Below are 26,614 nucleotides of genomic sequence, written 5' to 3' on the forward strand. Positions count from 1 at the left end.
CTACACCTCTTTTTTTATTGGATTATCTAACTTGGTATTTAAATATTTTTTCACTTTATTTTCCATTCTCATACTTAATAAAGCTTTGACTGTGATAGTTGATCCAAACAATAATTTTTTCAATTTTTCAGCATGTGGCTTGTCATTATCGATTGCCATTTCGATTTCTTCACGCACAATCTCAAATAATTCTTCTTCTATTACTTCATCATACTGATTAAAATGATGAATCAATTCTGCTAGCTGATTTTGAATCACTGCATGTTGAAATTTAGCAATAACCTCCTCAATATTATCTGCAATAAGACTTTCATTTGTAACATCTATTTGAGGAACTTTCTGTTTAAGTGTATTTAAATCTATACGAGAACCACCTAAATCACGTACAATGAATTTCATTTTATAATTAGGTCCAAGATTAACAATCGTATTTTGCATATGCGCTTCAAGTGCTATGCCATAATTTTGAATATACGCAATAAGTGGTGTAACTAAGGTTTGTGTATAAATTGCTATAAAATGCTTAATATGATCAAGTGTGATTTCGTTTTCTATCCATTTTAAATAACTATCTACAACTGCATGATTATCAATTGGATTAGGATTAACTAAACTAGCTGTTACAACTGTGCACCCATAATCATATATCGTTGGTTTTTGACGTATAATAAGCGCTAATTGTTTTGATAAATCAGATGCCGTGTGAGCATAAGCTCCAAAAGGTTCCATCGCGACTTGAAGTTCTGGAAATTCCTGAAGCAATCCTTGTAATGCATGACTTAACTTAGGACCATCTACAGTTGTAACTGATGAAACTGTTCTAATAGCACTTGTAGCTTGAACATTTACTGGCAATTTTACATGATATGGTTTATGAATTAAGTCCATTGTTCTAAATGATAAAGTAGCTTTGGCCTCAACAGTAAATGGCGTAGGTAGTAAGATTTTCTTGGCTATCCATTCTTCAAATTGTTCGCCGATAATATAATCATATTGCCAAGGATGTATCAACATTAATCTGTAATTGTTAAGACTTAATCGAAGTGGCTCGAGGTAGCATTTTAAACGATCTCGATATTCAGGAATAACTTGATTCAGAATAAAATTCTGATCATCATTTATTGCTGTTGTTACTACATGATTTTTTTCAATAAGCATAATATTTAATGGAATAACTTTTTCAAATTCCGGTGCATATAGCTTTAGTTCATTAGTACTAAGAGGCAATTTAGTTTTTGTTAAAGGATGTGTGGGATGCCCTTCTATCACAAGGCTTTCCGAGTAACTTAAATCATCTGTCATACCACTATCTTGTAAATGTTGTAGCCAAGCTATAAAATTTATAGAATCGGGCAATTTACTAAATTTCATACTCTGATGAATGAGTGTTTGTCTATTATAAAAATGTTTATACGTTTCATACAAACTATCCCTACTATGAATTAATTCATCGTATAATCGTTTTGAAATGTTGATATGAAATATTTCCGTTAGTATTTGAAGAAGTTCTTCTACACTTTCAACTGATTGAGACAATTTTTTATTTTTCAATACTATGTCACCAGAAAAAACATATCTTTTTAAGGCACTTTTTCGAGCTACTTTTAACGATAAAAGGTGCTCATTGAGAAAAATTTCAACTTTATGAGTACCTTCTTTAATACACATACCTTCAGAAACAATATGTTCCTTAATCATTGCGTTAATCGTTCGATATTGGATGTTTTTGTCAGCTAAAAGCCATTCCTTATGATTCATTATTGCTCTCCTCCATATTCGAAATACGTTGTATGATATAAAAAATGATTGAAATACTAATAGTGCTAATTCCCATAATAGTAAATGTAGTTAAAATACCGAACATATCCGCGAAAAAGCTCATTATTAAACTACCTAACGGAATCATACCTCGATCCATCATTACAATACTTAATACTTTCCCTCTATCACAGTCCTTTACACTATGTTGAAAATAAACTCTATTAGTTGTTCTAGCCCATTGACTAAACAAACCTATTAACGTAATACATATAAACATGACTACTAAATGATGTATGATAATACCTAGTAAAGCCATACCAAACAATATTGAACTGAGATAATACATTTTTACTGTACTTAAGTGTTTTAAAATTGATGGTAAGACTATCGTTGCAACTATTCCTCCAATCGCACAAAAAGTCATAGCTATACCAAACACTTGCGATTGACCAGGAAAAATATGGTTTGTCAATACTGGTAAAACTGTAGTATAAGAAAAGCCTGTTGCCATAATAATAATAGAGGTAATGAATATCTGACTACCTTCTAAATTACTCTTAAAATAATTTAGTACAACTTTAAGTGGTAGTGCTTTTTCTTCTTTTTGACTTACTATGACTTCAAAATGAACAGGTATACATAAAACTGCCGCGATAAAATAGCACACTGCTTGAGCTAAAAATGTAGTGGGTGTATGATATACAGCTATTAAGCCACCCGCTATTGCGGGTCCTATTGATCGACATATATTAATAATGAACGAATGAAAAGAAACTGCTTGAGTTGTAGAAATTTTACTAGATAAATCAGGTAAAACTGCTTGTCTCACCGGAGTTTCTACAGCACTTAGTATCCCCCTAAATGTTGCATATAAAAGTATGATGAAAATCGGTATAGTGTTAAGACTATATGTAAGTAAACACAATAATGCTGTAATGATGAATGATGAACTAATAGTGATACGTAACAGGAGACCTTTGTCATATTTATCAGCTATGGATCCTGCCCAAACACTTAATAGTAAAATAGGTATAAGACGACAGAAATTAACTAAGCCTAAATATACAGCATTATGATATGTTGTGAGTACGAACCAATTTAACCCCACTTGACCAATCCAATTTCCTAAAAATAACAGAAAAGAACTGGAAAAGAAATATTTTGCCATCAAATTCCACCTGTCTTTTTCGTTGATAATAATTATCATTATCATTAATATGGATTATACAAATGTTATTTATTTTTGTAAAATATTTTTAAGAGGTGAATTATGAATTTCAATCAATTTATAAATAAACAAAATATAATAATGACTGAAGATGAGCATAATGTACATGACTTTCTTAAACATCATGATTCTAAGTGGTCTTCTAATTATATTGATCATTTATTAGATGGACGTGATAAAATAAGTCAACGTTTAATTACATCTTTACATAGGGAGAATTTAGTAAAAAGTCGCGATCATAGTCGTGTACTTAATCGACGTCATTTTGCTGGTTACGGAGTTAATGTTATTGCCATTTTAGAAATCTATTTTCCAACATCAAATATTTATTTGTATGCTCCAATAACTGGAATGCATGCATTCGATCGCCTTGATGTCGAAGGACCATTTTATTTTAAAAATCTAAGTAAAGAAGATGATTTTGAACGTGTACTACATCCTAATCAAATACTAGATTGGATATTAATTGAAGATGAAAACTTAAATAACGAGGCTAGCGTACAATTTAGAAATGATTTAAATAATAGTGCAGCTAATATGACTTTTGCTTTAAGTTTCCAACACCATACGATGCGTAATGAAAGAGCGCCATTATATCACCTTATTAAAAATGCAAATGATAGTTACTTGCGTTCTGAACAATCTGTCATCGAAGGCCATCCTCTTCATCCTGGTGCTAAGTTAAGAAAAGGAATGAATGCTAAGGAAAACTTTATGTATTCATCAGAATTTGGTAATGTTATTCATCTAAAAGCCGTGTTTATTCATAAAAGTATAAGTCGTATTCAATCATTGAATGTAGATTACAATAATGCCGTAAAGCAAATGTTTCCTGACTTAATTAAAACCTTAGAAAAAGAATTTGGCGAAGATTTTAATTTACAAAATTATCATTTGATGATGGTTCACCCTTGGCAAGTAAAACATATTTTACAAAGTGATTATCAGGATGAACTAAACGAAAAGTTAATATTGATAAGTAATCATTCAGTACCATACTATGCTGGTCTATCATTTAGAACGTTAGTACCTAAACAACCTGATTTATCCCCGCATATCAAATTATCGACGAATGTGCATATAACTGGTGAGATTCGAACATTGTCTGAACAAACGACCTATAATGGACCATTAGTGACGCAAATTTTAAGGGAGATTATGTCAAAAGATGAAGATTTTTCACGTTATCAATCTACTTATATCGATGAAAATGCAGGGATTCATTTTTATAGTCGAAACGACAATGAGACAATTCAAACAGATCGAAGTGAACAATTAGGGACTTTGTTTAGAAATAATTTATATCAGTTTATATCTAATGAAACAGTGCCAGTAATTCCATCAAGTTTGGTTGCGACATATCCTTATAATACCGAAGCACCAATTTGTACTTTAATCAAAACTTATCAAAATACACATCAATATAAAAATTTTGAAGAAGCAGCGAAACAATGGATTAAAGATTATAGCAAAGCTCTTCTTGGCTTAGTTATCCCTCTTTATTCAAAATACGGAATTTCGCTAGAGGCACATTTACAAAATTCAGTGGCTACCTTTAATAAAGATGGCTCACTTAACATGATTTATATAAGGGACTTTGAAGGATTACGTATTGATAAAGAACAATTGAATAATGCTGGATTTACTACTCAACATTTCCATGAAAAATCTAGAATCCTTACAACTTCTAAAACATCAGTATTTAATAAAATGTTCTATTCAACAGTTCAAAATCATTTAGGTGAACTCGTTATTACAATAGCTAAATATTCTGATAGTAAAGTCCTTGAACAAGAAATATGGCAAATTATTGCACAAACAGTAGAAGACATTTTTAATCACATGACTCACATTTCAAAACAACATCTCAACAACATCAAGCGCACTATTTTCGCATCCGAAATCGATTACAAGTGTGTCACAACAATGCGTTTAGAGAATCAAGCACATGAATATACGTATATTAAAGTGAATAATCCACTTCATAGAAAGAATGATTTATAAAATCAAAAAGCACTTGAGCATCATGCTCAAGTGCTTTTTTGGTATACATCAAGAGATTGATTATTTTAAACCTTCTCTTTCATTGTTTTCTTTGTTATCTTTTTCGTTTTTTTGTTGCCATTCTTTTTTTGTCATTACGTCGTCAACTTGCATGTTAACTTCAACAACTTCTAAACCAGTAATATATTTTACTTGTTCTTTAACTAAGTCTGTCACTTTACGGAAAATTTTAGGTGCAGATTCACCATATTCTAAAATAACTTTTAAATCTACAGCAGCTTGTTTTTCTCCGACTTCTACAGATACGCCTGTAGTTACATTGTTACCGCTTGAGAAAGCGTTAGTAAAGCTGTCTGTGAAGCCACCTTTCATGTCTAAAATTCCTTTAACTTCACGTGCTGCAATACCAGCAATTTTTTCAACTACTTCATCTGAGAAAGTTAATTTGTTTTCAAATTGAGGTTGATTATTTTGAGCTTGTTGTTGCTCTTTTCTTTCTTGTTCATTAACACCTGTTTGATTATCATATGCTTGTTTAGCTTTATTGTTATCTACTGCCATAATACATTCTCCTTTATTTTTAAATTAGTTTTATCCATAAATTAATTGATTAGAAACTTCTTAATATCTGAGTCTAACTCCATCTATTTAGGAAGTTTAAGAAATCTTGAGTACGGTCTTTAATATACCCGATACCGATTCCTATTAAACATAAGACTATAATTAAAATTGTCTTCCAGAATCCAAGAGTTAGGAATAATATAGCTATAATTAAAAATGCTAAAAATCCAATAATACGCCATTTAAACGATTTTAAAATATTTATAAATTGTTGAGTAGCGTCTTGTCCGTTTTGATTGTTATTATCAGCCATGGTATCCCTCCCTTACAATACGCGTGGACCAGATGTTTTCTGATCACGTACGTTAACTTCTAATTTTCTTACAGGAATTTCAGTAAAGTGTTCAACATTACTTTTGATATCAGCACGGATACTCTCTGTTAAACTCTTAACTTGAACATGGTTTGGTACGAAGAAATCTGTTTTGATGTCAATGAATGATTTATTCTTTTTGTTATAGAGCTTACTTACAACGTTTGGTTGTCTAACTTGATCATATTTAGCGATTGTATCGTAAATTGTTTTTTCAACAGCTTTACGTGATACGTAAATATGTCCATCATCAAAGTCTTTATAAAGTCCAGGTTTGCGATGCGTAGGTTTAAAAATACTAAGTACTAATATAAGTCCTATTAATATAAGTAATCCTGCAAGCCCAATCAATAGTGGTTGGAACCAATTAAATTGTAAGAAGTAGTCTTGATAACTTTGAATGCGACTATCATCTATATACATAAATAATAGGAAGCCAACTATAGCCACAATGAGTAAGCCGAGAATAAAATTCTTAAGTCTTTTCACCTCGCACGTCACCTCCTTAGCAAAAGTTAATTTTAGATTATACATCAATTAGGTACCCTATAAATATTTTTTAAAACATTAATAATTCAAATTGATATCTAATTTAAAATATATTTAAAGAAGTACATCTTACAATCGTTATTCCCTATTTTTTTAAAAGAAAACCAGGATTAAGCAAATTAATTTTATTTTCATTATAGAGCTTTTAAATTTTAATATATAGTTTTTCATGTCCGTGTTATATATGTCTGATAACGTATAGATTGTTCTTTTATTGGAGATTTGTATTAGAATCGAATAATTGCAATAACCATTAATGAAAATGTTAATAAAATCACTATAAGCTATATTGTAATGACTTTATGTTACTGCGTGTAGGAACAAAATATTACACCAACTTATATAAAATAATATTAATCACTAGGCAGGAACTAAGCATATTTAAACACGATTGGTACAAACAGTAGACTTAAGTATGAATATCATTATTCAAATAAAGTAAAAGTGCTTAAATTAAAATTCATGGCTATAGTCTACTAATACACTACATCAAAAGATTAAATATACATGTTCTATCACACTCTGTTTGAAATGATTAATAATTTCAAATGACAAATATAAAAGCCTGGAACATCAAATGTTCCAGGCTTTTATGGTGTATTAATGATTAATCACTGCGTTAAAATAAACGCTTATCTCGTATCGATTATGATTCATATTAAAACTTTAAACTGAATTAGGATAATAAATGTTGTCGCCTTTTCATACATATACTGACATTTATATAACGTTTTTTACTTAAGATTGATAACAAGCTTACCAATCATAGAATGAGACTCTAAAATTTGATGCGCTTCATAAAGGCTATCTACATTTAATCCGTTGATAACTTTCGTGGTAGTTGGTTGATAATATCCCTGTTCAACCTTTTCTGCTATATCCTTAAGATATTCATGGTGTTTGATTACATCATCTGTATGGTGTAATGGTCTTGAAAACATAAATTCATGCGTAAATGTTACACTTTTAGATTTCAATAAATTTAAATCTTGTTGCGAATTAAATGCGACAATTGTCGCAATATGTCCTCTAGGTTTAACTAAGTTAACCATCATTTCATAATACTTATCTGTATCAAATGTACAAAAGATATAGTCAACACCCTCAATATGATTATCTTTAAATTGTTGACGTAAATCTTTCCTATGATTCAGTACAATATCAGCACCCATATTAATAGACCACTTTATAGTATCCTCTCTCGAAGCAGTTGTAATAACCTTCAACCCATAAAATTTCGCTATCTGTGTTGCAATACTACCTACACCACCTGCTCCATTAATTATTAACAAAGATTTACCTTTATTTTCAGAAGGATTTTTTGAAATCCCAAAAACATCGAAAAGCGTTTCATAAGCTGTTAGCCCAGTTAAAGGTAGGCTAGCTGCTTGTTCACTTTTCAAATTTTTAGGTGCTTTAGCTACTAAATACTCCTCTATTAATTGGTATTCTTCATTCGAACCATTTTGGTTAGGGGAACCTGAATAAAAAACGACGTCCCCTTCTTGAAACATTGACACTTGATCTCCAATCTTTTCAATCACACCAACAGCATCAAAGCCAAGTACACGTGGCGCTTTGTCAACTGGCATCGTACGCTGTTTTGTATCAACAGGATTCACACTAATACTTTGAACCTTGACTAATAATTCATGGCCGGATGGATGAGGTATATCAAAATTAAATTCCTCAAAACAATTTCCTTCATCTAATTGGAATGGAGATTTAAATCCTATCGCTTTCATAGTGCCACCTCTTTAAAATTATTTAATTTTATTATATCACTTCAATTTACTACTTATAGTGTAAACGTTTTATCGTCAAATAAATTAATGCTTTGTTTTTATTCACTTGCCACTTTAATAACTTGTTTACCAAAATTATCACCAGTTAGCAGATTTCTAAAGGCTTGCGGTAGTTTATCAAAACCATCTTCTACTGAAACTTGTGTTTTAATTTTATTCTCTTGAACCCATTCAGCTAATTGCTTGCTCGCTTCTTTAAAATTATCAGCGAATTCCGCTACTAAGAAACCTCTCATCATTGCTTGATTTTTAATCAATGTTTGCTGAATGCGTGGCCCAATGTCTTTTTCTGGATGATTATAGGATGAAATCGCACCACAAACAGGAATTCTTGCATGTGTATTGAGATGTTTGAAGACTTCATCGCCAATATATCCACCTACATTTTCAAAGTAGACATCTATACCGTTAGGCACCGCTTCTTTTAAGGCTTCAGGGAAGTTATCTTTTTTGTAATCGATACCAGCATCAAAATGAAGTTCTTTTTTTAGATAGTTCACTTTTTCATCTCCACCTGCTATACCAACGACTCTGCAACCTTTAAGTTTCGCAATTTGGCCCACAACTGAGCCAACTGCACCTGAAGCTGCTGAAATAACTACTGTTTCACCTTCTTTAGGTTGTCCGATATCAAGTAGTCCATGATAAGCTGTCTGACCTGGCATCCCCAACACACTAAGATAAAGATGTAATGGTACGTCAGAAGAAGGTACTTTGTTAACATACTCACTATTTACTGTATTGATTTTTTTCCAAGGAAGCATGCCCACTACTATATCACCTTCATCAAAATTACTATCCTTGGATTTTAAAACTTTAGATACTGTATGTCCATTAAAAGGTTCCCCTTGTTTGAAAGGATCTACATAAGAATCAGCATTTGTCATACGTCCCCTCATATATGGATCAACCGATATATATAATGTTTTCAATTGCAATTCGTTTTCTGAAGGTTCAATAACATCTATATCTTCATATTTAAATGTATCGTCTTGTGGCATTCCGTCTGGTACTTTATTAAATATTATTTGTTCATTATTCATATCATCATCATCCTTATAATAATTGTTTATGCTTTTATGTTTCCCTAAACAATTCGATCGCAATCATTACATATCATTTGTATAATATATAATAGTATTTATAGTATCGTGAATATAAATGAATAGGAGATGTGTGTTCATGAGATTAAGTTTACTTGATTATGTCCCGTTGTTCGAAGGGCGTAGCCCAAATGACGCCCTAAAGCATAGTATTGAATTAGCCCAACACGCTGAGAAACTTGGGTACTTACGATACTGGGTTGCAGAACATCATCAAGTTTATTCTGTTGTTTCGAGCGCACCCGAAATAATAATGATGTCAATTTTAGAACACACACAACACATCAGAGTTGGTAGTGGAGGTGTGATGTTACCACATTATAGTCCTTATAAAGTAGCTGAACAATTTAAAATTATGGAAGCAAGACACCCCCAACGTATCGATATGGCTATCGGGCGTTCGCCAAGCTTTAAAAATGTTAATGAAGCATTAAATGAAAACAAAAATAAAAAATTACCATTCAATACTCAGATTACTGATTTGCTTAAATACTTCAATAACGATACATCTCATGACCATCGTTTCAAATCATTATTAGCCACACCTATGGTTACTTCATTTCCTCAGCTATATATTTTAGGTATGAGTAATAGAAGCGCAAAATTAGCCGCTCAGCGGGGACTACCTTTTGTTATTGCACGAATGGGACAATCTGAGACTGACCTTCATGAAGCTATAAGCACTTATCGAAAATATTTCAAAGCTTATCATGGTGAAATTAATAATGCAAAACCATATGTTATTTTAGCAACTTTTGTAGTAACAGCTCCTAATTTGTCTAGAGTTAAACAATTGCTACATGCGCTTCAACTTTGGTTGATGCGTATTAACTATTTAAATCAACCTAAGAGCTATCCATCGATTGAAACAGCACATAGCAAGCATTATAGTCAACGAGAATTAGAAAAGCTTGAAAAGATGAAATCAAAAATCATATACGGAATGCCAAATGATGTTGCGGAACAACTTACCTTACTTCATCAACAATTTAAAGTGGATGAAATCCTCATCTTACCTCATGTATTTGGTGAAGACGCTAGAATGGAATTAATTGAGTTAATTGCGAATGAATTGATTCCATCTTGTTCACGCGATGAATTTTAGACTATTACTAAAAGACGCACGATTGATTCACTTGAAAGTCAAGTTATCATTCAATCGTGCGTTTTGTTTACTACTTTTAAGTTCCCCATAAGAATTGTATGATTTTATTTGCAACATCTTTATTCTCATGTAATTGACTATGTTGTGCCTTTGCACCTTTAAATTTCATTTCTTGATAAGACTTAGCGCTACCTCTTAGTAAATATTGAAGCGATTGAGAAGAGCTATTTGACACACGTCCATCTGAATGTGAGCCATCTTGTAAATCTCCGTAGATATTTAAAACTTCTATTTCCTTACCACTATAAATCTTATGCAATGATAACAATTGTCGATATGCGGGATTCATTCTACTTGGTTTTCCCTGTTTATCTATGATAATTTCATTCACTTCCTCATTCATATTCAAAACCCCGTTATAAACTCCCGCTATATTAACTTCTTTTTTAAGTTGTGGCAAATGCAGATCGTCTCCATAATTTTTCATGTAAAAAGCAAATGACATGTTCCCCATTGAATGTCCTACAAAATTAAATTGTTGAATTCCAAATTGACTTTTTAGTTGTGATAGAATTTCTTTAATCCAGAAAGCATTTTCTTTAAAATTTCCATTTTTATTATCTTTAAATTCTACTTTGACAATAGGGTTAGCTGCATCTTTACTTAATTTTTTATCAAAATATACTTTTCCTTCACGACTTACTCTAGCGGTTATCACTTCATTGGTTACATTTTTATTTAATGCTTGTTTGACCATAAACGTTTCTGAGCGTTCGCTACCACCATAACCATGTAAAAAAATTGTTGCCGTTGTTTTTAATTTATTATTAGAATATTGAGTCGAAATGTATGATTGCGATTGAGTTTTGTTATAAATAATAAATAAAACTAATACTGTCGTAGATAAGATTGTAAATAATAGAATTGTGAATTTTGACTTCATCATTAGCCCTCTTCATGTTTATTTATTAATTATACTATTACTAGTAAAAATTTATTTGATTTATGGGATTACTTTAAAATAATCTTAGTTCGATAAGGTATATCACAATGAGACATAACTCTATTTTAAACTACTTTACTTGAAAAAGAATATACGTAAAAAAACGATTATTTCCAAATCATTTTCATTGGAAATAATCGTTTTTGTTTTAAATACTTTAATAAGTGCTCTTAGTCAACTGTCTTTTTTCTAGTTAATATTTAGCTTTTATTTAATTTCTTTACTCTCTGCAAGTTCTTTGTACCAATATGCACTTTTTTTAGGGAATCTTTCTTGTGTTTCAAAATCAACATAGAATAAACCGTATCTTTTTTCATAACCATTTGACCATGAAAATACATCCATTAGAGACCATAAGAAGTATCCTTTAACATTGGCACCGTCTGCAATCGCATCTGCTATCACATTTAGATGCTGTTTAATATAGTCAATTCGTGCATCGTCATGTACTGTTTTTTCTTTTTCATCGAATACATCTTTATATCCTAATCCATTTTCAGTAATATAAATCTTATGATAATTTGGATAATCTTTTACTACACGCATAATTTGGTCATATAAACCTTGTGGATAAATCATCCAATCCCAATCGGTTCTAGGAACATCAACATCAAATTCACGTTGTCCTACACCTTTAAGTTGATACTTAGATCCACCTTTATCACCAGTAGCATTATGTGTTATTTCAGATTCACCTTCATAACCACGCATCCAGTCACTCATATAATAATTAATACCTAAGAAATCGTTTAAATCCTTAGCTTCATCTAAAATTTTGTAGTCTTCATCAGAAATCTCTAATTGACCACCATTCACAGATAGGATGTGTTGTACTCCTTCCATCGTTTCACGTGAGTACTTACCAAGGTATGTTGCATCTAAAATAAATTTATTATGAATAATATCTTCAAGTTCGGCTGCTCTCACATCTTCAGGATTAGATGGATCATATGGATATTTTGTAGGTAATGCATGGACAACACCTATTTCTCCCTTATAATTTTTATCTTTAAAAAGTTTAACAGCACGTGCGTGTGCAACCATCATATTATGATGAGATTGGAATACTTTTTCAAAGTCATATTTGATACCTGGAGGGAATTTACCAACTAAATATTGACCATCACCAATTGGCCCAATTTCATTGAATGTTGTCCAATACTTAACTTCTGGAAATTCTTTGAAACAAAATTCAGCATAATCTACAAAATAATCTATAGTTTTACGATTTAAGAAATCTCCATCTTTGTGAAGTACTTCTGGTGTGTCAAAGTGATGTAATGTTACAAAAGGCTCGACATGACGCTTATGACATTCTTTGAAAAGGTTATGATAATACTCGACACCTTTTTGATTCACTTCACCGTAACCTTTAGGAAAAATACGAGACCAAGCAATTGAGATACGTATACCATTTACACCAAAGCGTTCACTTAATTCCAAGTCAACAGGATATCTGTTATAAAAATCACTTGCTGGTTCAGCTGTGTACCAATAATTCTCCTCTAAATACGTGTCCCAAGCGACACGCCCTTTACCATCAGTCTGAGTAGCTCCTTCTGCTTGATATGCAGCGGTTGCTCCACCAAAAATAAAGTCATCAGGTAATTTCTTAGTCATATATAAAACTCCTTTTTAATTGTTAAATTGTTGTTTTACAAATTCTAAAGCCGCCTCACCGTCTCTTGTTAACTTGATATATTGAGCGCCTTCAGTTTTGGCTAATTTAATTCCTAAGCGATCAGTATCTTGTTTAATATCTTCATAATTAGAAGCAACTTGTGGTGCTAAGATAATTAATTGATAATCTTTCATAATATCCATATGTGCACCATAACCACCTGCTGCTGCTTTTACTGGTACTTCATACTCTTCAGCAGCTTTATTTAAAGCATTAGCTAGTAAACCACTTGTACCTCCACCTGCACATAAAACTAAAACATTTGTTTGTTCACTAATAGTATCTGTAGAGGATGTAGAAGTTGTTTCATCAACTGAAGATGTATCATCAGTATCCGCTTCACTTGCCCCTGCAGTTGCTAAAATAGCATCGGCTTTTTTCGTATCAAAGTTTGCTGATACTTTTTCTTTTAATTCATTATTTGCTTCTTTATTTCCTAATTCTTCTTCAAGCACTTGTTCATCGTATACTTTTAAGAATGGATAGTAAATGATCACATCAACAACAATAAGTAATATTGCTAACACAAATGACCAAAATGCAAATCCAGTCCCCATAATAATACCGAGTGGACCAGGAGTAGTCCAAGGTAAAAAGATACTAAAACTATTCATGTTTAAGACATCAACAAAAAATTTAAAAATCCATATGTTTACTATAGGTGCAAAAATAAAGGGTATAAAGAATACCGGATTTAGCACGAGTGGTGCACCAAAAAGTATGGGTTCATTGACACCAAAGAATGTAGGTACGACTGATGCTCTACCTATCGCTTTATTTCTTTTTGATTTTGTTAACCACATAAACATAAATGAAACAACTAATGTTGCACCGGTTCCTCCCATAGTTGCTACGAACATCTGTGTACCCGGTGTAATCACTTTATCAGCATGTTCTCCAGCTTGTATTAAGTGTAAATTTGTTTCAAGGTTCGCATAAGTAATTGCTGCAATCGCTGGTTCAACAATAGAAGGTCCATGAATACCTACAAACCAGAAGAACGCAAACGCACCGAATATGAGTGTAACCCCAATCCAACCATCTGCCGCAGTAAATAGTGGCTCAAATACTTTTAGTACTGCATTTGCTACATTCGTGTGAACTATTGCTCTAGAAAGTAAATCTAAAGCATACAAAATTAAAATAACTGCTGATAAAGGGAAAATATCTTTAAATACTTGAGATATATTTGGTGGGACTTCTTTAGGCATTTTAATGGTAATATTTCTTTTGACAAAGAAATTATAAACAATCACGGTAATAAACGCGGAAATAAAGGCTGTCAATAAACCTTTTGTACCCATAAATGCACTAGAAAATCCACCATCTTTAACAGGATCAGCAGCTAAGAATAAAAATCCACAAATAGCTGCCATCATTGTCGAAATAAAGTTAATTTGATTCGTTTTATCTAGTTTTCGATTGTAAGAATCAGTTAAGGATTTAGCTGTGGTTCCTGCTACAAGCAAACCAACTATTCCCATTGTATAGTTATAGGGTTTCATCAATATACCTTCCATTGTTTTACTCCAAGTAAAACCAAACACATTTGGTACATAGGTAATTAAAATAAATATACTTGAGAATAAGATAATTGGAATAGCAGCAATAAATCCATCACGAATCGCTCTTAAATAGATATTTCGTGATATTTTTTCAAAGAAAGGCTTTCCTTTTTCTATCCATGCTATTAATTTATTCATAGGGGTCAGCTCCCTTTTTTGTATAATTCAATTAAATGCTTCATTAAGTCCTTTAAAAGTAATGTTGTCATTAAATGGTCTTGACCATGAATCATAGTGATACTATATGCGATATCCTCCCCTTTAGCCTCTTGAGCTAGAAGATTAGTTTGTGCTTTATGTGCATTGGCAATACATTCATTCGCTTCCTCTACAAGTTGTTCTGCTTTATCAAATTCACTATCTTTAGCAGCATTTAAAGCTTCTAATAATTTTGAACGTGCATCCCCAGCATAGGCAACAATTTCAAATCCGAGTAATTGTACCTCATCTCTATTCATTTGAATATCCTCCCTTACATTATTTGTTTTTCCATGATGTAGCTGTTGTTTTCAATACTGTATTCAAATCATCAATATTTTTAAATCCTACCGTACGCAACCATTCTCTAGCAGCTTGCTCTCCTTCTTCAATGTATACCTTAACTGCTCCTGACCATGTGGCACGTCCACATAAAACACCATTGAATTGCGCACCAGAATCATGCGCAAATTTTAATGTATCTTGGAACAATTCCGCTGATACACCTGCACTTAAATAAATATATGGTAAGTGAGTAGCTTCATCTTGATCACGGAAATGTTGTGCAGCTTCTTCTTTAGTATAGACAACTTCTCCTTCTGAAAATCCTTCCACAAAATTCATATTCACAGGTACTTCTACTTTAAGTACATCCACATTAAAACGATCTTCAGAGAATAACTTCATTGCTTCATTAACTTTATGTGGCTTGACTTTAGCGAATTCTGCACTTTTATTGTCAGGAATATTGTCGTCATATGTTAAAACTTCCAAGAAGAAAGGAATATCTTCGGCAACACATTCTGAACCAATTCTTTCAATATATGCTTTCTTTTGTATATTAATTTCTTCTGTGTCATCTACATCATAATAAAGTAAAAATTTAACTGCATTGGCCCCTTGCTCTTTCAAACGTTTCGCAGACCATTCTACCAAGCAATCTGGCAAGCGACCTTTCGCATTCACATCATATCCAGTTTTTTCGTATGCAAGTAATAGTCCGCAGTCATTATTTCGAGCATCCGATGCTGGTAAACCATATTCTGGATCCAATAAAATTGAAGACGCATATTGAGTTAATTCTTCGGAAACAAGTACTTTTAATTGTTCTATTTGCTCTACTGTTGGTGTTTCAGATTGATGTTCTGCCATCATTCTTTTTAATGCACCACGTTGATCAAATGCTAAAGCTGAAATAATACCTTCTTGATTACTTAATTTCTCAATTGATGACACTTTTTGTTGTGATTTTGTCATAAATTACACCTCTATAACTTCTATTTGTTTGAATATTTCGTCAAATTTATCTGTATTAATATGACCTGTTTGTTGTTCCATTGCATTTAGCATTCCGAATGCATTTGCTTTTTTTAATAACTCTTCATCGGTTTGTTGATGAATGAGTGCAGAAGCAATACCTGCTACGGTGGAATCTCCTGATCCAACAGGATTAACTACTTTAATGTTGGGGATATTCACCTTGTAAAATTTATGATTATGTTTTGCAAAAGCACCTTCACTGCCCAATGAAACAATAATCCATTCAATATCATTAAATATTGGCTGACTTACTGCCGTTTTCAATTCTTTAATATCACTTGTTACTTTGTATTTTAAAAACTGTGATAATTCATCTATATTAGGTTTAATTACTGTAGGTTTCACATTACTAATAAGAACTTCCTCAAGTGATTGACCAGAGCTATCTAAAATGGTCAAAATTCCTTGTTCTTTTGCTAATCTCACAATATCCGTATAATAATCAGTATTAAGTCCTTTGGGCAGACTACCAGACATAACAGCCACATCAGTTTCTTTGAAAAGTTTTAATAGATGTGACTTGAATTCCTCTGATTCGTTAAGTTCAATCGTGGGACCCTTTTCAAGGATCTCAGTTTGTTGTCCCTCATGTAGTATCGCAATACAATTTCGTGTTTCGCCTTTGATTTTGAAAAATGCTTGTTTAATACGAGTAGTTTCTATTTGTTCTTCAATATATTGACCTAATGCTCCACCTAAAAAACCACTTGCTATTACGTCTTCACCAAATTCAGACAATACTCTAGTAACATTTAATCCTTTACCGCCTGCTGTTTTGCTTGTTTGAGATACCCTATTAACAGTATCTAAATTAAACTGATCTAAAGGATAAGATATATCAACTGAGGGATTTAAAGTTAATGTTAAAATCATTGGACATCATCCTTAATCGTGATATTCACCTTTATTCCATTTTTCTAAGAACTCATCGAAGAAATGTGGATCAGTTTGGTCATTGTTATGTGCTTCTAAATGATTGATTTTAGCAATTAATTTTTTATTTTCCTCAGTAGGTTTGTACTCTGCCTCAATGAATGCATCAACGATGTCGAAAATAAATAATTCACCTGCTACCTTACCGCCAAAACTTACAACATTTGCATTTAACTCTTCTTTAGAATAAAGCGCTGATGTCATATCTCTAACTAAAGCAGTTCTAACACCAGGTACTTTGTTTGCAGCGTTACTAATTCCTACACCAGTGCCACAAATACATACACCTAAATCTGCTTCACCACTCGCAACTTTTTCTCCTACCTTTTTTCCATAAATCGGATAATGTGTACGTGTAAAATCATAAGTTCCAACATCTATCACTTCGTGTCCCTGTGATTTTAAGTGTTGTGAAACTTCCATTTTTGTATCAGTAACAATATGATCGCAACCTATTGCAATTTTCATTTTTATTCCTCCTATTAACACATTTTATTTAACATATCTACGCGGATTTGATGACGTCCACCATCGTAATGACCATTGACAAATTCTTTTGCGACATTTTTAGCGAGCGTATCTCCAACAATTTCGGCTCCCATAGTAATCATGCGTGCATTATTATGACTACGTGTCATGTAAGCTGAACGCTCATCTGAAACCTCAGCCGCAATCATTCCCTTAATTTTAGTTGCAACAATAAAACTACCTGCACCATAGGCATCTATAGCAATACCTAGATTGTCGTCGGACTTTTGAACTTCTTTAGCTACAGAGACTGTAGAATCAACAAAGTCTAAATCTTTTCCTTCTGTGACATCTAAAACATCATAATCGTTGTCTTCCAAATAAGCTTTAATTAATTCTTTTAAGCGTTTGCCATCTACATCTGAACCAATAATAATCGTCATAATAAGTCTCCTTTTTTGAATTAAGGTGTTTAAACACATGTATTTTTGAAAAAGCGCTTTCAAATCTTTACACCTAAATTATAAACATATTCAAACAAATAATCAACACATATCAAACAATTGTCACGTAATTTTGTTTGATACATGTTGATTTAAAGAGAAATTGTTGTTTTTCTCCATGTAAAATGTTTATTTAAACAAAAAAACAGCAATAAATTTTAAAAATTTATTGCTGTTTTTACTTAAACTAGATATTTAATTTTACAATTCTTATCACTTGATTTTATTACTTTATAATAATGTTTAATTGACATAATCTTTATGATCACTTTAAAGGCAATATGTTAACGACATTAACTAATAACCTCAACATATGATTCTATTTTTTCTTTCTTTTCCAAGTCATTATTATCTGTTAAAACTGCATTGAGTTCACGAAGCTCACAAAATGATGAAAAATCATCCTTACCAATTTTTGAAGAGTCAATCAATAAATATTTTTCCAACGAATGGCTAAGTGCAATTTGTTGCGTATAAGCCTCTTCTATTGAGGATGTCATAGCTAGACCATCTTTAACACCATTACTACTAAAAAACATTTTACTAAATCTTAGTTGACTTAATAATTGATTTGTCATCTCACCTACAAATGCTTCAGTTAAATCACGCATTTCTCCACCTAATAAATAGACTCTGAAATGTAACGTTTGTTTTTTCATTAATATATTAAATACTGGTAAACAATTAGTAATAATCGTTAATGAATAATGATTTATTTCTTCAGCTAATTTTTGAACCGTAGTACCAGGACCTAAGAAAATAGTATCTCCATCTTCAATTAAATCTACTGCATTCTTTGCTATAAATCGTTTTTCTTCAATAAAACGTGTATGTTTTTCTTGATGCGACATTTCTTTATATTGGAAAGCTGAATTACTACGAGCGCCACCATGTATTTTAGTGAGAACACCTTTTTCTTCGAGCTCAGCAAGATCACGGCGCACAGTCATATCTGAAACATTTAGATCTTCGACAATTTCGTTTGTTCTTACAGAACCTCTTTTATTTACTAATTTTGTGATTTCATCTAATCTATCATATTTGTTCATTGATTTATTCACTTCCTATAATTACTATATATCATAATATTGAAACAGTTTCATTATTTTAGAAGTTTATCATTTACTATCATACAAATTTAAAATCGATATTGTATATTTTAAATATCACATTTTTTTATATAATTATTTTGATTTTTCAAAAATACTACCGATTTTCATTAAAAAGTTAGAAATACCTTCTATCATTACTTTAAATCATAACATGAATTCTTTAATATTAAATTATATTGTAGTTGATAATAAATGAGTACTTACATAATATCTATGATAATGAGGTGAAAACAAATGAAAAAAACAGATATTCAACAGTTAAAAGATATCGTAAACAACTCTAATCAAATTGTTTTCTTTACAGGAGCTGGTGTTTCAGTTGCAAGCGGAATTCCAGATTTTCGCTCAATGGGTGGCTTGTATGATGAAATATCAAAGGATGGACAGTCTCCAGAGTATTTGCTTAGCATTGATCATTTACATGATAATAAAGAAAGTTTTATAAACTTTTATCATGAAAGACTTTTAATTGCTGATAAAAAACCTAATATTGTTCATCAATGGATAGCACAACTAGAAAATCAACAAAAATCACTTGGCGTCATCACTCAAAATATAGATGGTTTACATGAAGATGCAGGAAGTCACAATATTGATGAGCTACACGGCACACTTAATCGCTTTTATTGTATTAACTGTTATGAGGAGTACTCAAAATCATATGTCATGACACATCATCTCAAATATTGTGAAAAATGTGGTATTGTCATCAGACCTGATATTGTTTTATACGGCGAGATGTTAAATCAAAAAACAGTCTTCAAGGCATTAGATAAAATTCAACATGCAGATACACTCATCGTATTAGGTTCATCACTTGTTGTACAGCCTGCTGCTGGTTTTGTATCAGAATTTAAAGGTGACAACCTAGTTATCATCAATAGAGATGCAACTCCATATGATCATACAGCTAGCCTAGTTATACACGATGACATGACTAGTGTTATAGAAGAAATTGTAAATAGTAATAGTTAAGTAATATAGAAGTCAAATTAAGTTCAAAATCCACTACTCATGCTCCAAAATCAAACACGTCAAGTCGGTAGAATTTCTTGATGACACTTCCTTATTTTAGGGCATAGCATAGTATTGAAAAAGCTTGAATATGGTGTGCTTTTTAATTGAATAATCTAAATCCTACGTAACAATAAAGACTGGGACATTTAATTGTCCCAGTCTTTAATTATAAAAAACACTTCCCAATAAATGGGAAGTGTAAATGTTGTTCGCCAAAAATTAACGTTTTGAGAATTGTGGAGAACGACGTGCTTTTTTAAGACCTGGTTTTTTACGTTCTTTCATACGTGGATCACGAGTAAGTAATCCAGCGCGTTTTAAAGAACCTCTGTATTCAGGATCTGCTTCTAATAAAGCACGTGCAATTCCATGTCGGATTGCTTGAGCTTGTCCAGTAAATCCACCACCATGTACGTTAACTAAAACATCATAGTTACCTTTAGTTTCAGTAACATCAAATGGTTGATTTAAGTCTAAAATTAATGATTCGAATGGTAAGTAGTCACGTACATCACGTTCGTTAACAGTAATGTTACCTTCGCCAGGTACTAAACGTACACGTGCTACTGAGTTTTTACGACGGCCTGTGCCTTTATATTCAACTTGTGCCAATGTAATTTCCTCCTTCTAATTAACCACGTAACTCGTAGTTTTCTGGTTGTTGTGCAGCGTGTGGATGTTCAGCGCCACCATATACAAATAATTTTTTACCTTGTTTTTCACCTAAGCGTGTACTTGGTAACATACCTTTAATTGAAGTTTCTAATAAACGTTCAGGATTTGTTCTTTTTAATTCACCAGCAGAGATTGATTTTAAACCACCTGGGTGATTTGAATGACGGTGGTACATTTTATCTTGTTCTTTGTTACCAGTAAATTCAATTTTAGATGCATTAATGATAATTACATAATCACCAGTATCAACGTGTGGTGTGTAAGTTACTTTATTTTTACCGCGTAATATAGCAGCTACTTCTGATGATAAACGACCTAATGTTTGGCCTTCAGCATCAATAACATACCATTTGCGCTCAATGTTTGATTCATTTGCCATAAATGTTTGACGCATAATAATTGTCCTCCTAAAAATAAATGCTTCGTTCATTATTGCAGTGCGAATAAATCACATTCGAACCTATGTTTATTGCACTAACAACTATCATTATTGTTACGATTTAAAAGCGTAAGATTTCATTTATTTCATTAACTGTTGTTCTGCTTTGCTTATATATCTTGTAACACAATAAGTTTCCGGGGCTTATCGTGGGGTGATATAAAACAATACCGTTAATAATCATATAATTTCACAGTACTTTTGTCAATGACAATTAGTGTTTTTCCAACGATTTTTTGTAGTGTATTTTTATATCTTTCCCATATTCTTGTATCAATTCTTCTGGGCTTAAATAAATCTTTTCTAAATATAATCCGTCAGGTGGAGCTGTAAGAGGCACATTATTTCTATTTCTGTCCTCTAAGAGCTTAGGGACGTCATTAGGTTCACGCTTTCCTTTTCCTACTTCAATTAAGAAAGCTACCAATACACGGACCATATTATAAAGAAATCCAGAACCTGTTACGACGTAATCAAATCCCTCTTTAGTAGCAACAATTTCACTCTGATAGAGTGTTCTTACTTTGCTTTCAACTTCTGTTTTCTGTGAACAAAAACCGGTAAAATCATGTGTACCTATAAATTCTTGAGCAGCTTTGTTCATTTTATCATAGTCTAATGTTTCATAAACAAACGTTTCGGTACCACTCTTAAAAGGATTTCGATGATTACCTTGATAAACTTTGTAACGATAGCGTTTGCCTACGCAGTCATATCGACAATGAAAATACTCGTCGACATTTCGTACATTTTTAACGTAAATATCATCTGGTAAAGCTCGATTCATCGCATATTGCCATTGTTTGTTATCAATTTTCAATTCGGTATCGAAATGAAAGAATTGCTGATACGCATGCACACCCCTGTCTGTTCGGCTTGAAGGATGAATTCGTACATGATGTTTATGCATTCGTTTGAGGATCTTTTCAAATTGTTGTTGAACAGTTCGTCCTTGTTGCTGAATTTGAAAACCTAAAAATTGGTTACCTTGATAAGCGATTTCAACTAATATACGCAATATTTACACTCCTGAAAATTTTAAAATAAATAATATAGTAGCGATAGGTATTAAAAGTAAGACTGTTATTGTGTCTTTATATTGCCAATGCAATAACCTATAGCTTGTTCGTTTGATGTTAATATCATAACCTCTGACTTCCATTGCTATAGCTAGTTCTTCTGCTCTTTGAAAGGCAGAAATAAATAATGGAATCATGATAGGTATAAAAGCTCTAATTCGTGTTATTAAACCTCCTGAACTTATTTCTGATCCTCTAGATTTTTGAGCAAGTATAATTTTTTCTAATTCGTCCATTAACGTTGGTATAAACCTTAGAGCAATTGACATCATCATACTCAACTGATGTACTGGTACTTTAATCACTTTTAGAGGTGCAAATAATTTTTCAAAAGCATCTGTTAAATCAATCGGACTAGTCGAAAGTGTCATGATTGTTGCAATCATAACTATAAAAATTAATCTTAATGATATATAAATCCCTTCCATAACACCATTTGATTCAATAGTGATAAATTTCCATTGAAATAATATGATACCTCCATTAGTAAATAATACATGCATAGAAAAAGTGAAAATCAAGAAGAAAAAGATAGGTGTTAATCCTTTAATTAAAAACCAAAAAGGAATGCGTGCTAACTTGATAAATAGGATTAAAAAAAGAAACAACCATGCATATGTACCTAATGAATGACAAAAGAAAATTAAAATAATAAAAAAGAAGACAAATATTAACTTAGCCCTTGGATCAAGCTGATGAACAATTGATTGTAGGGGAAGATATCGTCCAATGATTAATTTATTTTTCATGATGCCACTCCTTATACAACTTCACAAACTCTTCTTCATTCAAAGCAAGTTGTGGAAATAAGATATTATACTTTTTTTCGATATCTTTCTGTAATTTCACCACTTTAGGTAAATCAATATGCCATTTTAATAAACGTGACTTCTGATTAAATAAATTTCTAGGATTTGATTTTTCTACTATCGTCCCTTTATTCATTACTACAACTTCATCTGAATAACGTGCTACATCATCCATATCATGTGAGACAAGAATAATCGTTTTATTTTCTTCTATTTGTATTTTCTTTATTAAAGACATGACCTGGTGTTTACTATTCGGGTCTAACCCAGCAGTCGGTTCATCTAAAATAATTACTTGTGGATCCATAGCCAAAATGGAAACAATGGCTATTTTTCTCATTTGTCCTCCCGACATTTGAAATGGAGAGGATGACATCACATTTCTTGAAAAGCCTAATTCAAGAAGAAGTTGAAAAGCTTTATCTTTAACATTTTTTAGGTTCATATTAAAATTTTTAGGTCCAAACTCAATTTCTTTTTCAACACTATCTTCAAATAATTGGGATTCTGGAAATTGAAATACTACACCTACTTCTTTTCTTATGTAACGTAAGTGCTTGTCTTTAGTTTTACTTGTAACTTCTAAACCATTAATGTTGACTGAACCTGTAGTGGGCTTTAATAAAGCATTCAAATGTTGAATCAGGGTGGATTTCCCACTTCCAGTTTGACCAATAATTGCATAATACTTGCCCTGTTCAAGAGTTAGTGAAATGTCTTTAATAGCTTCAAATTCATAAGGTGTGCCTTGTTGATAAATATAACTCACTTGATTAAATTGTATACTCATAATTTTTTAATCAACCCTTCATAAGTTACATAAGTTGAATCAAAACCTAAAAGTCGATTCATTTTCAAAGGAAATGGTAAGTCCAATCCAACTGATATTAGTGCCTCTTCGTACTTAAAAATATCTTGAGGTGTTCCTTGTTTAAAAACAGTTCCTTTATTCAATACAATGATTTGATCAGCATGCATTGCTTCATCTAAATCATGAGTGATTGAAATAATTGTAACATTATTATTCACTTTAACTTCATTTACAAGGTTAAGTAAAGATGACTTTCCGTGAGGATCTAGCATCGTTGTCGTTTCATCTAAAATCAGCACATCAGGATTAAGTGCAAGTACCCCAGCAATGGCAACACGTTGTTTCTGTCCTCCTGAAAGTGAATGGGGTTCATCATCTGCTTTATTTATCATATCGACTTCGGTTAATACTTGATTAACTTTAGATACCATTACTTTATAAGGAACAAGTTGGTTTTCAAGACCAAAAGCAACATCAAATTTAACTATAGAACCTACAAATTGATTATCAGGATTTTGAAAAACAATTCCGATATGTTTCCTCACTTCTCGCTTATTCTGAGAGTCTATTGGTAGATTTTGGAATAGAATTTGTCCTTCACTTGGTTCTTCTATACCTACCATAAGTTTAGCAATAGTAGATTTTCCTGAGCCATTGTGACCTACAATTGAAGTCCATTGTCCAGCTGGTATTGAAAATGAAACGCGATTTAATGTGAAAGCAGCGTCACTTTGATATTGAAATGATACATCTTTAAATTCAATGATAGGATTTGACTCATTCACATTAATCACTCCTAATATTTTTATATCACTAAACATTCTACAATAATTCAAATTGACTGTATATCAGATATGTATAATTTAATCATTTGTAATATGAATTATAAAAAAAGCTATAGTGTTATTAACTATAGCTTAAATAAAAAAGCGCGCACCCCATCAAATGTTGAGTTCACGCTTAAATAATTATTTAGTTGGATGGGGTACTCTGAGCTAGACAATATTTGTATGTGGCAAACATTATCGTTGCACTCATTTGCTTTATATATAAGTAGTAAGTGTGTATTTATTAAGGTTAGACAACTAAGTTATAACTTGTGTCTTAAAACTAGATTAAACTAATTCAATAATTACTGATTCAGCGCCGTCACCACGACGAGGGCCTACTTTAAGAATACGAGTGTAACCACCTTGACGTTCACTATAACGTTCAGCGATTTCACCAAATAATTTTTGAAGAGCAGTTTGTGTAGAGTCATCTTCATTTAAAATTTCAACATTACGTAAAGTTTTAGCAGCATTACGACGAGATGCTAAATCACCTTTTTTACCAAGTGTGATCAATTTCTCTACTAAACTACGAACTTCTTTAGCACGAGCTTCAGTTGTCTCGATGCGTTCACTAACGATTAATGAAGTTGCTAAGTCACGTAACATTGCTTTACGTTGATCAGAAGTACGACCTAATTTTCTGTAACCCATGAGTTAACCTCCTTTATCAATCTTCTTTTCTTAATCCTAATCCTAAATCTTCTAATTTATATTTTACTTCTTCTAGAGATTTACGACCTAAATTACGCACTTTCATCATGTCAGCTTCAGATTTATCAGCTAACTCTTGTACAGAATTGATTCCTGCGCGTTTTAAGCAGTTATAAGAACGTACGGATAAGTCTAATTCTTCAATAGACATTTCAAGTACTTTTTCTTTTTGATCTTCTTCTTTTTCAATCATGATTTCAGCGTTTTGAGCCTCATCAGTTAGACTTACAAAGATATTCAAGTGTTCAGTCATTATTTTAGCTGCTAATGATACTGACTCTTGTGGTGTGATTGAACCATTTGTCCAAACATCTAAAGTTAATTTATCAAAATCACTACTTTGACCTACACGTGTATTTTCAACTGTATAGTTTACACGTTCAACAGGTGAATATAGTGAATCAACAGGAATTACACCAATTGGTAAATCACTAGTATTATTTTGTTCAGCTAATGCGTAACCTCTACCCTTATTAGCAACAAGACGCACTTTAAGATGTCCACCTTTAGACACTGTTGCGATTTTAAGTTCTGGATTTAAAATCTCAACATCACTGTCGTGAGTAATGTCACTTGCAGTTACTTCGCCTTCATCTTTTACATCAATTTCTAAAGTTTTATCTTCTTCAGAGTAAATTTTCAATGCAAGTTTTTTAATGTTCATAATGATTGTTGAAACATCTTCTACTACATTATCTACTGCTGAAAATTCGTGTAAAACTCCTTCAATCTCGATGTACTTAACGGCTGCACCTGGTAATGAAGATAGTAGGATACGACGTAAGGAGTTTCCTAGTGTAGTACCATAGCCACGTTCAAGTGGTTCAACAACGAATTTACCGAATTTAGCATCTTCACTAACTTCAATTGTCTCAATTCTAGGTTTTTCAATTTCTATCATTTACAAATATCCTCCTTAAATACGTCGACTAGATTTAAACTGTTTGCTCAGTGACTTGTAACAATAC

The 26,614-nt window shown here is 32.1% G+C and carries 27 protein-coding genes; 3 read left to right on the forward strand and 24 right to left on the reverse strand.

Translation table 11 applies throughout. The features are described from left to right. The gene (locus HMPREF3241_RS00870; protein WP_002496344.1) at nt 1-1,758 is read right to left on the reverse strand and encodes an IucA/IucC family protein; all 1,758 of its coding nucleotides are present in this window, start codon (nt 1,756-1,758) and stop codon (nt 1-3) included. Beyond that, entirely contained in the window at nt 1,748-2,929 is a 1,182-nt protein-coding gene (locus HMPREF3241_RS00875; protein ID WP_002486632.1) for an MFS transporter, read from the reverse strand. Before HMPREF3241_RS00875 ends, HMPREF3241_RS00870 begins: the two co-directional genes overlap by 11 nt. A 102-nt stretch (nt 2,930-3,031) precedes the next feature. On the opposite strand from HMPREF3241_RS00875, the gene HMPREF3241_RS00880 reads away from it, so the two are divergent. Beyond that, nucleotides 3,032-4,993 (forward strand): IucA/IucC family protein, encoded by a 1,962-nt coding sequence (locus HMPREF3241_RS00880; RefSeq protein WP_002496343.1) that lies wholly within the window; start codon nt 3,032-3,034, stop codon nt 4,991-4,993. Nucleotides 4,994-5,053: 60 nt separating this feature from the next. On the opposite strand, the gene HMPREF3241_RS00885 is transcribed toward HMPREF3241_RS00880, so the two are convergent. The 5 genes from HMPREF3241_RS00885 to HMPREF3241_RS00905 all read right to left on the reverse strand — a co-directional run bounded on the left by HMPREF3241_RS00885 (nt 5,054) and on the right by HMPREF3241_RS00905 (nt 9,324). Beyond that, nucleotides 5,054-5,554, reverse strand: a complete 501-nt coding sequence (locus HMPREF3241_RS00885) for an Asp23/Gls24 family envelope stress response protein (protein ID WP_002447353.1) — start codon at nt 5,552-5,554, stop codon at nt 5,054-5,056. A 73-nt stretch (nt 5,555-5,627) separates the two neighbouring features. Further along, complete coding sequence (locus HMPREF3241_RS00890; protein WP_001829717.1) at nt 5,628-5,867, reverse strand: DUF2273 domain-containing protein; 240 nt, start codon at nt 5,865-5,867, stop codon at nt 5,628-5,630. Between the two features lie 12 nt (nt 5,868-5,879). Next, nucleotides 5,880-6,416, reverse strand: a complete 537-nt coding sequence (amaP, locus tag HMPREF3241_RS00895) for an alkaline shock response membrane anchor protein AmaP (RefSeq protein ID WP_002458394.1) — start codon at nt 6,414-6,416, stop codon at nt 5,880-5,882. A 794-nt stretch (nt 6,417-7,210) separates the two neighbouring features. Beyond that, complete coding sequence (locus HMPREF3241_RS00900) at nt 7,211-8,221, reverse strand: zinc-binding alcohol dehydrogenase family protein (protein ID WP_002474903.1); 1,011 nt, start codon at nt 8,219-8,221, stop codon at nt 7,211-7,213. Nucleotides 8,222-8,319: 98 nt separating this feature from the next. Then, nucleotides 8,320-9,324, reverse strand: coding sequence for an NADP-dependent oxidoreductase (locus tag HMPREF3241_RS00905; RefSeq protein WP_002474912.1), 1,005 nt, complete (start codon nt 9,322-9,324; stop codon nt 8,320-8,322). Nucleotides 9,325-9,463: 139 nt separating this feature from the next. Here HMPREF3241_RS00905 and HMPREF3241_RS00910 point away from each other — a divergent pair, with 139 nt between their 5' ends. Next, a complete protein-coding gene (locus tag HMPREF3241_RS00910; protein WP_002474907.1) occupies nt 9,464-10,489 on the forward strand; it encodes an LLM class flavin-dependent oxidoreductase in 1,026 nt (341 codons plus the stop codon). Nucleotides 10,490-10,565: 76 nt separating this feature from the next. On the opposite strand, the gene HMPREF3241_RS00915 is transcribed toward HMPREF3241_RS00910, so the two are convergent. The 9 genes from HMPREF3241_RS00915 to HMPREF3241_RS00955 all read right to left on the reverse strand — a co-directional run bounded on the left by HMPREF3241_RS00915 (nt 10,566) and on the right by HMPREF3241_RS00955 (nt 19,209). Further along, nucleotides 10,566-11,432, reverse strand: coding sequence for an alpha/beta hydrolase (locus HMPREF3241_RS00915; protein WP_002496103.1), 867 nt, complete (start codon nt 11,430-11,432; stop codon nt 10,566-10,568). 267 nt (nt 11,433-11,699) lie between these two features. After that, nucleotides 11,700-13,112 carry a 6-phospho-beta-galactosidase gene (gene lacG / locus HMPREF3241_RS00920; protein ID WP_002447347.1) on the reverse strand — a complete coding sequence of 471 codons (1,413 nt, stop codon included), beginning with the start codon at nt 13,110-13,112 and terminating at the stop codon, nt 11,700-11,702. 15 nt (nt 13,113-13,127) lie between these two features. Further along, nucleotides 13,128-14,876: a lactose-specific PTS transporter subunit EIIC gene (locus HMPREF3241_RS00925; RefSeq protein ID WP_070853383.1), complete on the reverse strand. Its 1,749-nt coding sequence runs from the start codon at nt 14,874-14,876 to the stop codon at nt 13,128-13,130. A gap of 5 nt (nt 14,877-14,881) precedes the next feature. Continuing rightward, complete coding sequence (locus HMPREF3241_RS00930) at nt 14,882-15,196, reverse strand: PTS lactose/cellobiose transporter subunit IIA (RefSeq protein WP_001829758.1); 315 nt, start codon at nt 15,194-15,196, stop codon at nt 14,882-14,884. A 19-nt stretch (nt 15,197-15,215) separates the two neighbouring features. Continuing rightward, the gene (gene lacD / locus HMPREF3241_RS00935; RefSeq protein ID WP_002447345.1) at nt 15,216-16,193 is read right to left on the reverse strand and encodes a tagatose-bisphosphate aldolase; all 978 of its coding nucleotides are present in this window, start codon (nt 16,191-16,193) and stop codon (nt 15,216-15,218) included. A gap of 3 nt (nt 16,194-16,196) precedes the next feature. Continuing rightward, a complete protein-coding gene (locus HMPREF3241_RS00940) occupies nt 16,197-17,129 on the reverse strand; it encodes a tagatose-6-phosphate kinase (RefSeq protein WP_070853384.1) in 933 nt (310 codons plus the stop codon). A gap of 12 nt (nt 17,130-17,141) precedes the next feature. Next, nucleotides 17,142-17,657: a galactose-6-phosphate isomerase subunit LacB gene (gene lacB, locus HMPREF3241_RS00945; RefSeq protein WP_002457936.1), complete on the reverse strand. Its 516-nt coding sequence runs from the start codon at nt 17,655-17,657 to the stop codon at nt 17,142-17,144. 14 nt (nt 17,658-17,671) lie between these two features. Then, on the reverse strand, nt 17,672-18,100 hold the full coding sequence (gene lacA, locus HMPREF3241_RS00950) for a galactose-6-phosphate isomerase subunit LacA (RefSeq protein ID WP_002447342.1): 429 nt from the start codon (nt 18,098-18,100) through the stop codon (nt 17,672-17,674). Nucleotides 18,101-18,453: 353 nt separating this feature from the next. Continuing rightward, on the reverse strand, nt 18,454-19,209 hold the full coding sequence (locus HMPREF3241_RS00955) for a DeoR/GlpR family DNA-binding transcription regulator (protein ID WP_020359644.1): 756 nt from the start codon (nt 19,207-19,209) through the stop codon (nt 18,454-18,456). A gap of 297 nt (nt 19,210-19,506) precedes the next feature. On the opposite strand from HMPREF3241_RS00955, the gene HMPREF3241_RS00960 reads away from it, so the two are divergent. Beyond that, nucleotides 19,507-20,247, forward strand: a complete 741-nt coding sequence (locus tag HMPREF3241_RS00960; RefSeq protein WP_070853385.1) for an NAD-dependent protein deacylase — start codon at nt 19,507-19,509, stop codon at nt 20,245-20,247. A gap of 261 nt (nt 20,248-20,508) precedes the next feature. Here the strand turns inward: HMPREF3241_RS00960 and rpsI are convergent, their stop codons facing one another. The 8 genes from rpsI to HMPREF3241_RS01000 form a co-directional block, all read right to left on the reverse strand. Further along, nucleotides 20,509-20,901, reverse strand: a complete 393-nt coding sequence (gene rpsI, locus HMPREF3241_RS00965; protein WP_001829714.1) for a 30S ribosomal protein S9 — start codon at nt 20,899-20,901, stop codon at nt 20,509-20,511. A 19-nt stretch (nt 20,902-20,920) separates the two neighbouring features. Continuing rightward, nucleotides 20,921-21,358 carry a 50S ribosomal protein L13 gene (rplM, locus tag HMPREF3241_RS00970; protein WP_001829751.1) on the reverse strand — a complete coding sequence of 146 codons (438 nt, stop codon included), beginning with the start codon at nt 21,356-21,358 and terminating at the stop codon, nt 20,921-20,923. 259 nt (nt 21,359-21,617) lie between these two features. Then, the gene (truA, locus tag HMPREF3241_RS00975; RefSeq protein WP_002474910.1) at nt 21,618-22,421 is read right to left on the reverse strand and encodes a tRNA pseudouridine(38-40) synthase TruA; all 804 of its coding nucleotides are present in this window, start codon (nt 22,419-22,421) and stop codon (nt 21,618-21,620) included. A gap of 3 nt (nt 22,422-22,424) precedes the next feature. Next, nucleotides 22,425-23,231 (reverse strand): energy-coupling factor transporter transmembrane component T family protein, encoded by an 807-nt coding sequence (locus HMPREF3241_RS00980; RefSeq protein WP_002474898.1) that lies wholly within the window; start codon nt 23,229-23,231, stop codon nt 22,425-22,427. Next, nucleotides 23,221-24,081 carry an energy-coupling factor transporter ATPase gene (locus tag HMPREF3241_RS00985; protein WP_002447337.1) on the reverse strand — a complete coding sequence of 287 codons (861 nt, stop codon included), beginning with the start codon at nt 24,079-24,081 and terminating at the stop codon, nt 23,221-23,223. The genes HMPREF3241_RS00980 and HMPREF3241_RS00985 overlap by 11 nt, the downstream gene beginning before the upstream one ends. Next, the gene (locus HMPREF3241_RS00990) at nt 24,078-24,887 is read right to left on the reverse strand and encodes an energy-coupling factor transporter ATPase (protein WP_070853386.1); all 810 of its coding nucleotides are present in this window, start codon (nt 24,885-24,887) and stop codon (nt 24,078-24,080) included. The genes HMPREF3241_RS00985 and HMPREF3241_RS00990 overlap by 4 nt, the downstream gene beginning before the upstream one ends. 330 nt (nt 24,888-25,217) lie before the next feature. Beyond that, on the reverse strand, nt 25,218-25,586 hold the full coding sequence (gene rplQ, locus HMPREF3241_RS00995; protein ID WP_002447335.1) for a 50S ribosomal protein L17: 369 nt from the start codon (nt 25,584-25,586) through the stop codon (nt 25,218-25,220). Nucleotides 25,587-25,602: 16 nt separating this feature from the next. Beyond that, on the reverse strand, nt 25,603-26,547 hold the full coding sequence (locus HMPREF3241_RS01000; protein ID WP_001829787.1) for a DNA-directed RNA polymerase subunit alpha: 945 nt from the start codon (nt 26,545-26,547) through the stop codon (nt 25,603-25,605). Between the last annotated feature and the right edge of the window lie 67 nt (nt 26,548-26,614).

This window comes from Staphylococcus sp. HMSC34G04 (genome assembly GCF_001838765.1).
Lineage (GTDB): Bacteria > Bacillota > Bacilli > Staphylococcales > Staphylococcaceae > Staphylococcus > Staphylococcus epidermidis.

What these genes read in the sequence shown, in the direction of transcription:
- HMPREF3241_RS00910 (WP_002474907.1), top strand. Translation starts at nt 9,464, where the DNA reads ATGAGATTAAGTTTACTTGATTATGTCCCGTTGTTCGAAGGGCGTAGC.
- rplQ (WP_002447335.1), bottom strand. Translation starts at nt 25,586, where the DNA reads ATGGGTTACAGAAAATTAGGTCGTACTTCTGATCAACGTAAAGCAATG.
- HMPREF3241_RS00915 (WP_002496103.1), bottom strand. Translation starts at nt 11,432, where the DNA reads ATGAAGTCAAAATTCACAATTCTATTATTTACAATCTTATCTACGACA.
- HMPREF3241_RS00905 (WP_002474912.1), bottom strand. Translation starts at nt 9,324, where the DNA reads ATGAATAATGAACAAATAATATTTAATAAAGTACCAGACGGAATGCCA.
- lacA (WP_002447342.1), bottom strand. Translation starts at nt 18,100, where the DNA reads ATGACGATTATTATTGGTTCAGATGTAGATGGCAAACGCTTAAAAGAA.
- HMPREF3241_RS00880 (WP_002496343.1), top strand. Translation starts at nt 3,032, where the DNA reads ATGAATTTCAATCAATTTATAAATAAACAAAATATAATAATGACTGAA.
- HMPREF3241_RS00940 (WP_070853384.1), bottom strand. Translation starts at nt 17,129, where the DNA reads ATGATTTTAACATTAACTTTAAATCCCTCAGTTGATATATCTTATCCT.
- rplM (WP_001829751.1), bottom strand. Translation starts at nt 21,358, where the DNA reads ATGCGTCAAACATTTATGGCAAATGAATCAAACATTGAGCGCAAATGG.
- lacB (WP_002457936.1), bottom strand. Translation starts at nt 17,657, where the DNA reads ATGAAAATTGCAATAGGTTGCGATCATATTGTTACTGATACAAAAATG.
- HMPREF3241_RS00960 (WP_070853385.1), top strand. Translation starts at nt 19,507, where the DNA reads ATGAAAAAAACAGATATTCAACAGTTAAAAGATATCGTAAACAACTCT.
- HMPREF3241_RS00890 (WP_001829717.1), bottom strand. Translation starts at nt 5,867, where the DNA reads ATGGCTGATAATAACAATCAAAACGGACAAGACGCTACTCAACAATTT.
- HMPREF3241_RS00985 (WP_002447337.1), bottom strand. Translation starts at nt 24,081, where the DNA reads ATGAGTATACAATTTAATCAAGTGAGTTATATTTATCAACAAGGCACA.
- HMPREF3241_RS01000 (WP_001829787.1), bottom strand. Translation starts at nt 26,547, where the DNA reads ATGATAGAAATTGAAAAACCTAGAATTGAGACAATTGAAGTTAGTGAA.
- HMPREF3241_RS00875 (WP_002486632.1), bottom strand. Translation starts at nt 2,929, where the DNA reads ATGGCAAAATATTTCTTTTCCAGTTCTTTTCTGTTATTTTTAGGAAAT.
- HMPREF3241_RS00925 (WP_070853383.1), bottom strand. Translation starts at nt 14,876, where the DNA reads ATGAATAAATTAATAGCATGGATAGAAAAAGGAAAGCCTTTCTTTGAA.
- HMPREF3241_RS00900 (WP_002474903.1), bottom strand. Translation starts at nt 8,221, where the DNA reads ATGAAAGCGATAGGATTTAAATCTCCATTCCAATTAGATGAAGGAAAT.
- HMPREF3241_RS00930 (WP_001829758.1), bottom strand. Translation starts at nt 15,196, where the DNA reads ATGAATAGAGATGAGGTACAATTACTCGGATTTGAAATTGTTGCCTAT.
- lacG (WP_002447347.1), bottom strand. Translation starts at nt 13,112, where the DNA reads ATGACTAAGAAATTACCTGATGACTTTATTTTTGGTGGAGCAACCGCT.
- HMPREF3241_RS00955 (WP_020359644.1), bottom strand. Translation starts at nt 19,209, where the DNA reads ATGAACAAATATGATAGATTAGATGAAATCACAAAATTAGTAAATAAA.
- HMPREF3241_RS00885 (WP_002447353.1), bottom strand. Translation starts at nt 5,554, where the DNA reads ATGGCAGTAGATAACAATAAAGCTAAACAAGCATATGATAATCAAACA.
- lacD (WP_002447345.1), bottom strand. Translation starts at nt 16,193, where the DNA reads ATGACAAAATCACAACAAAAAGTGTCATCAATTGAGAAATTAAGTAAT.
- HMPREF3241_RS00980 (WP_002474898.1), bottom strand. Translation starts at nt 23,231, where the DNA reads ATGAAAAATAAATTAATCATTGGACGATATCTTCCCCTACAATCAATT.
- HMPREF3241_RS00870 (WP_002496344.1), bottom strand. Translation starts at nt 1,758, where the DNA reads ATGAATCATAAGGAATGGCTTTTAGCTGACAAAAACATCCAATATCGA.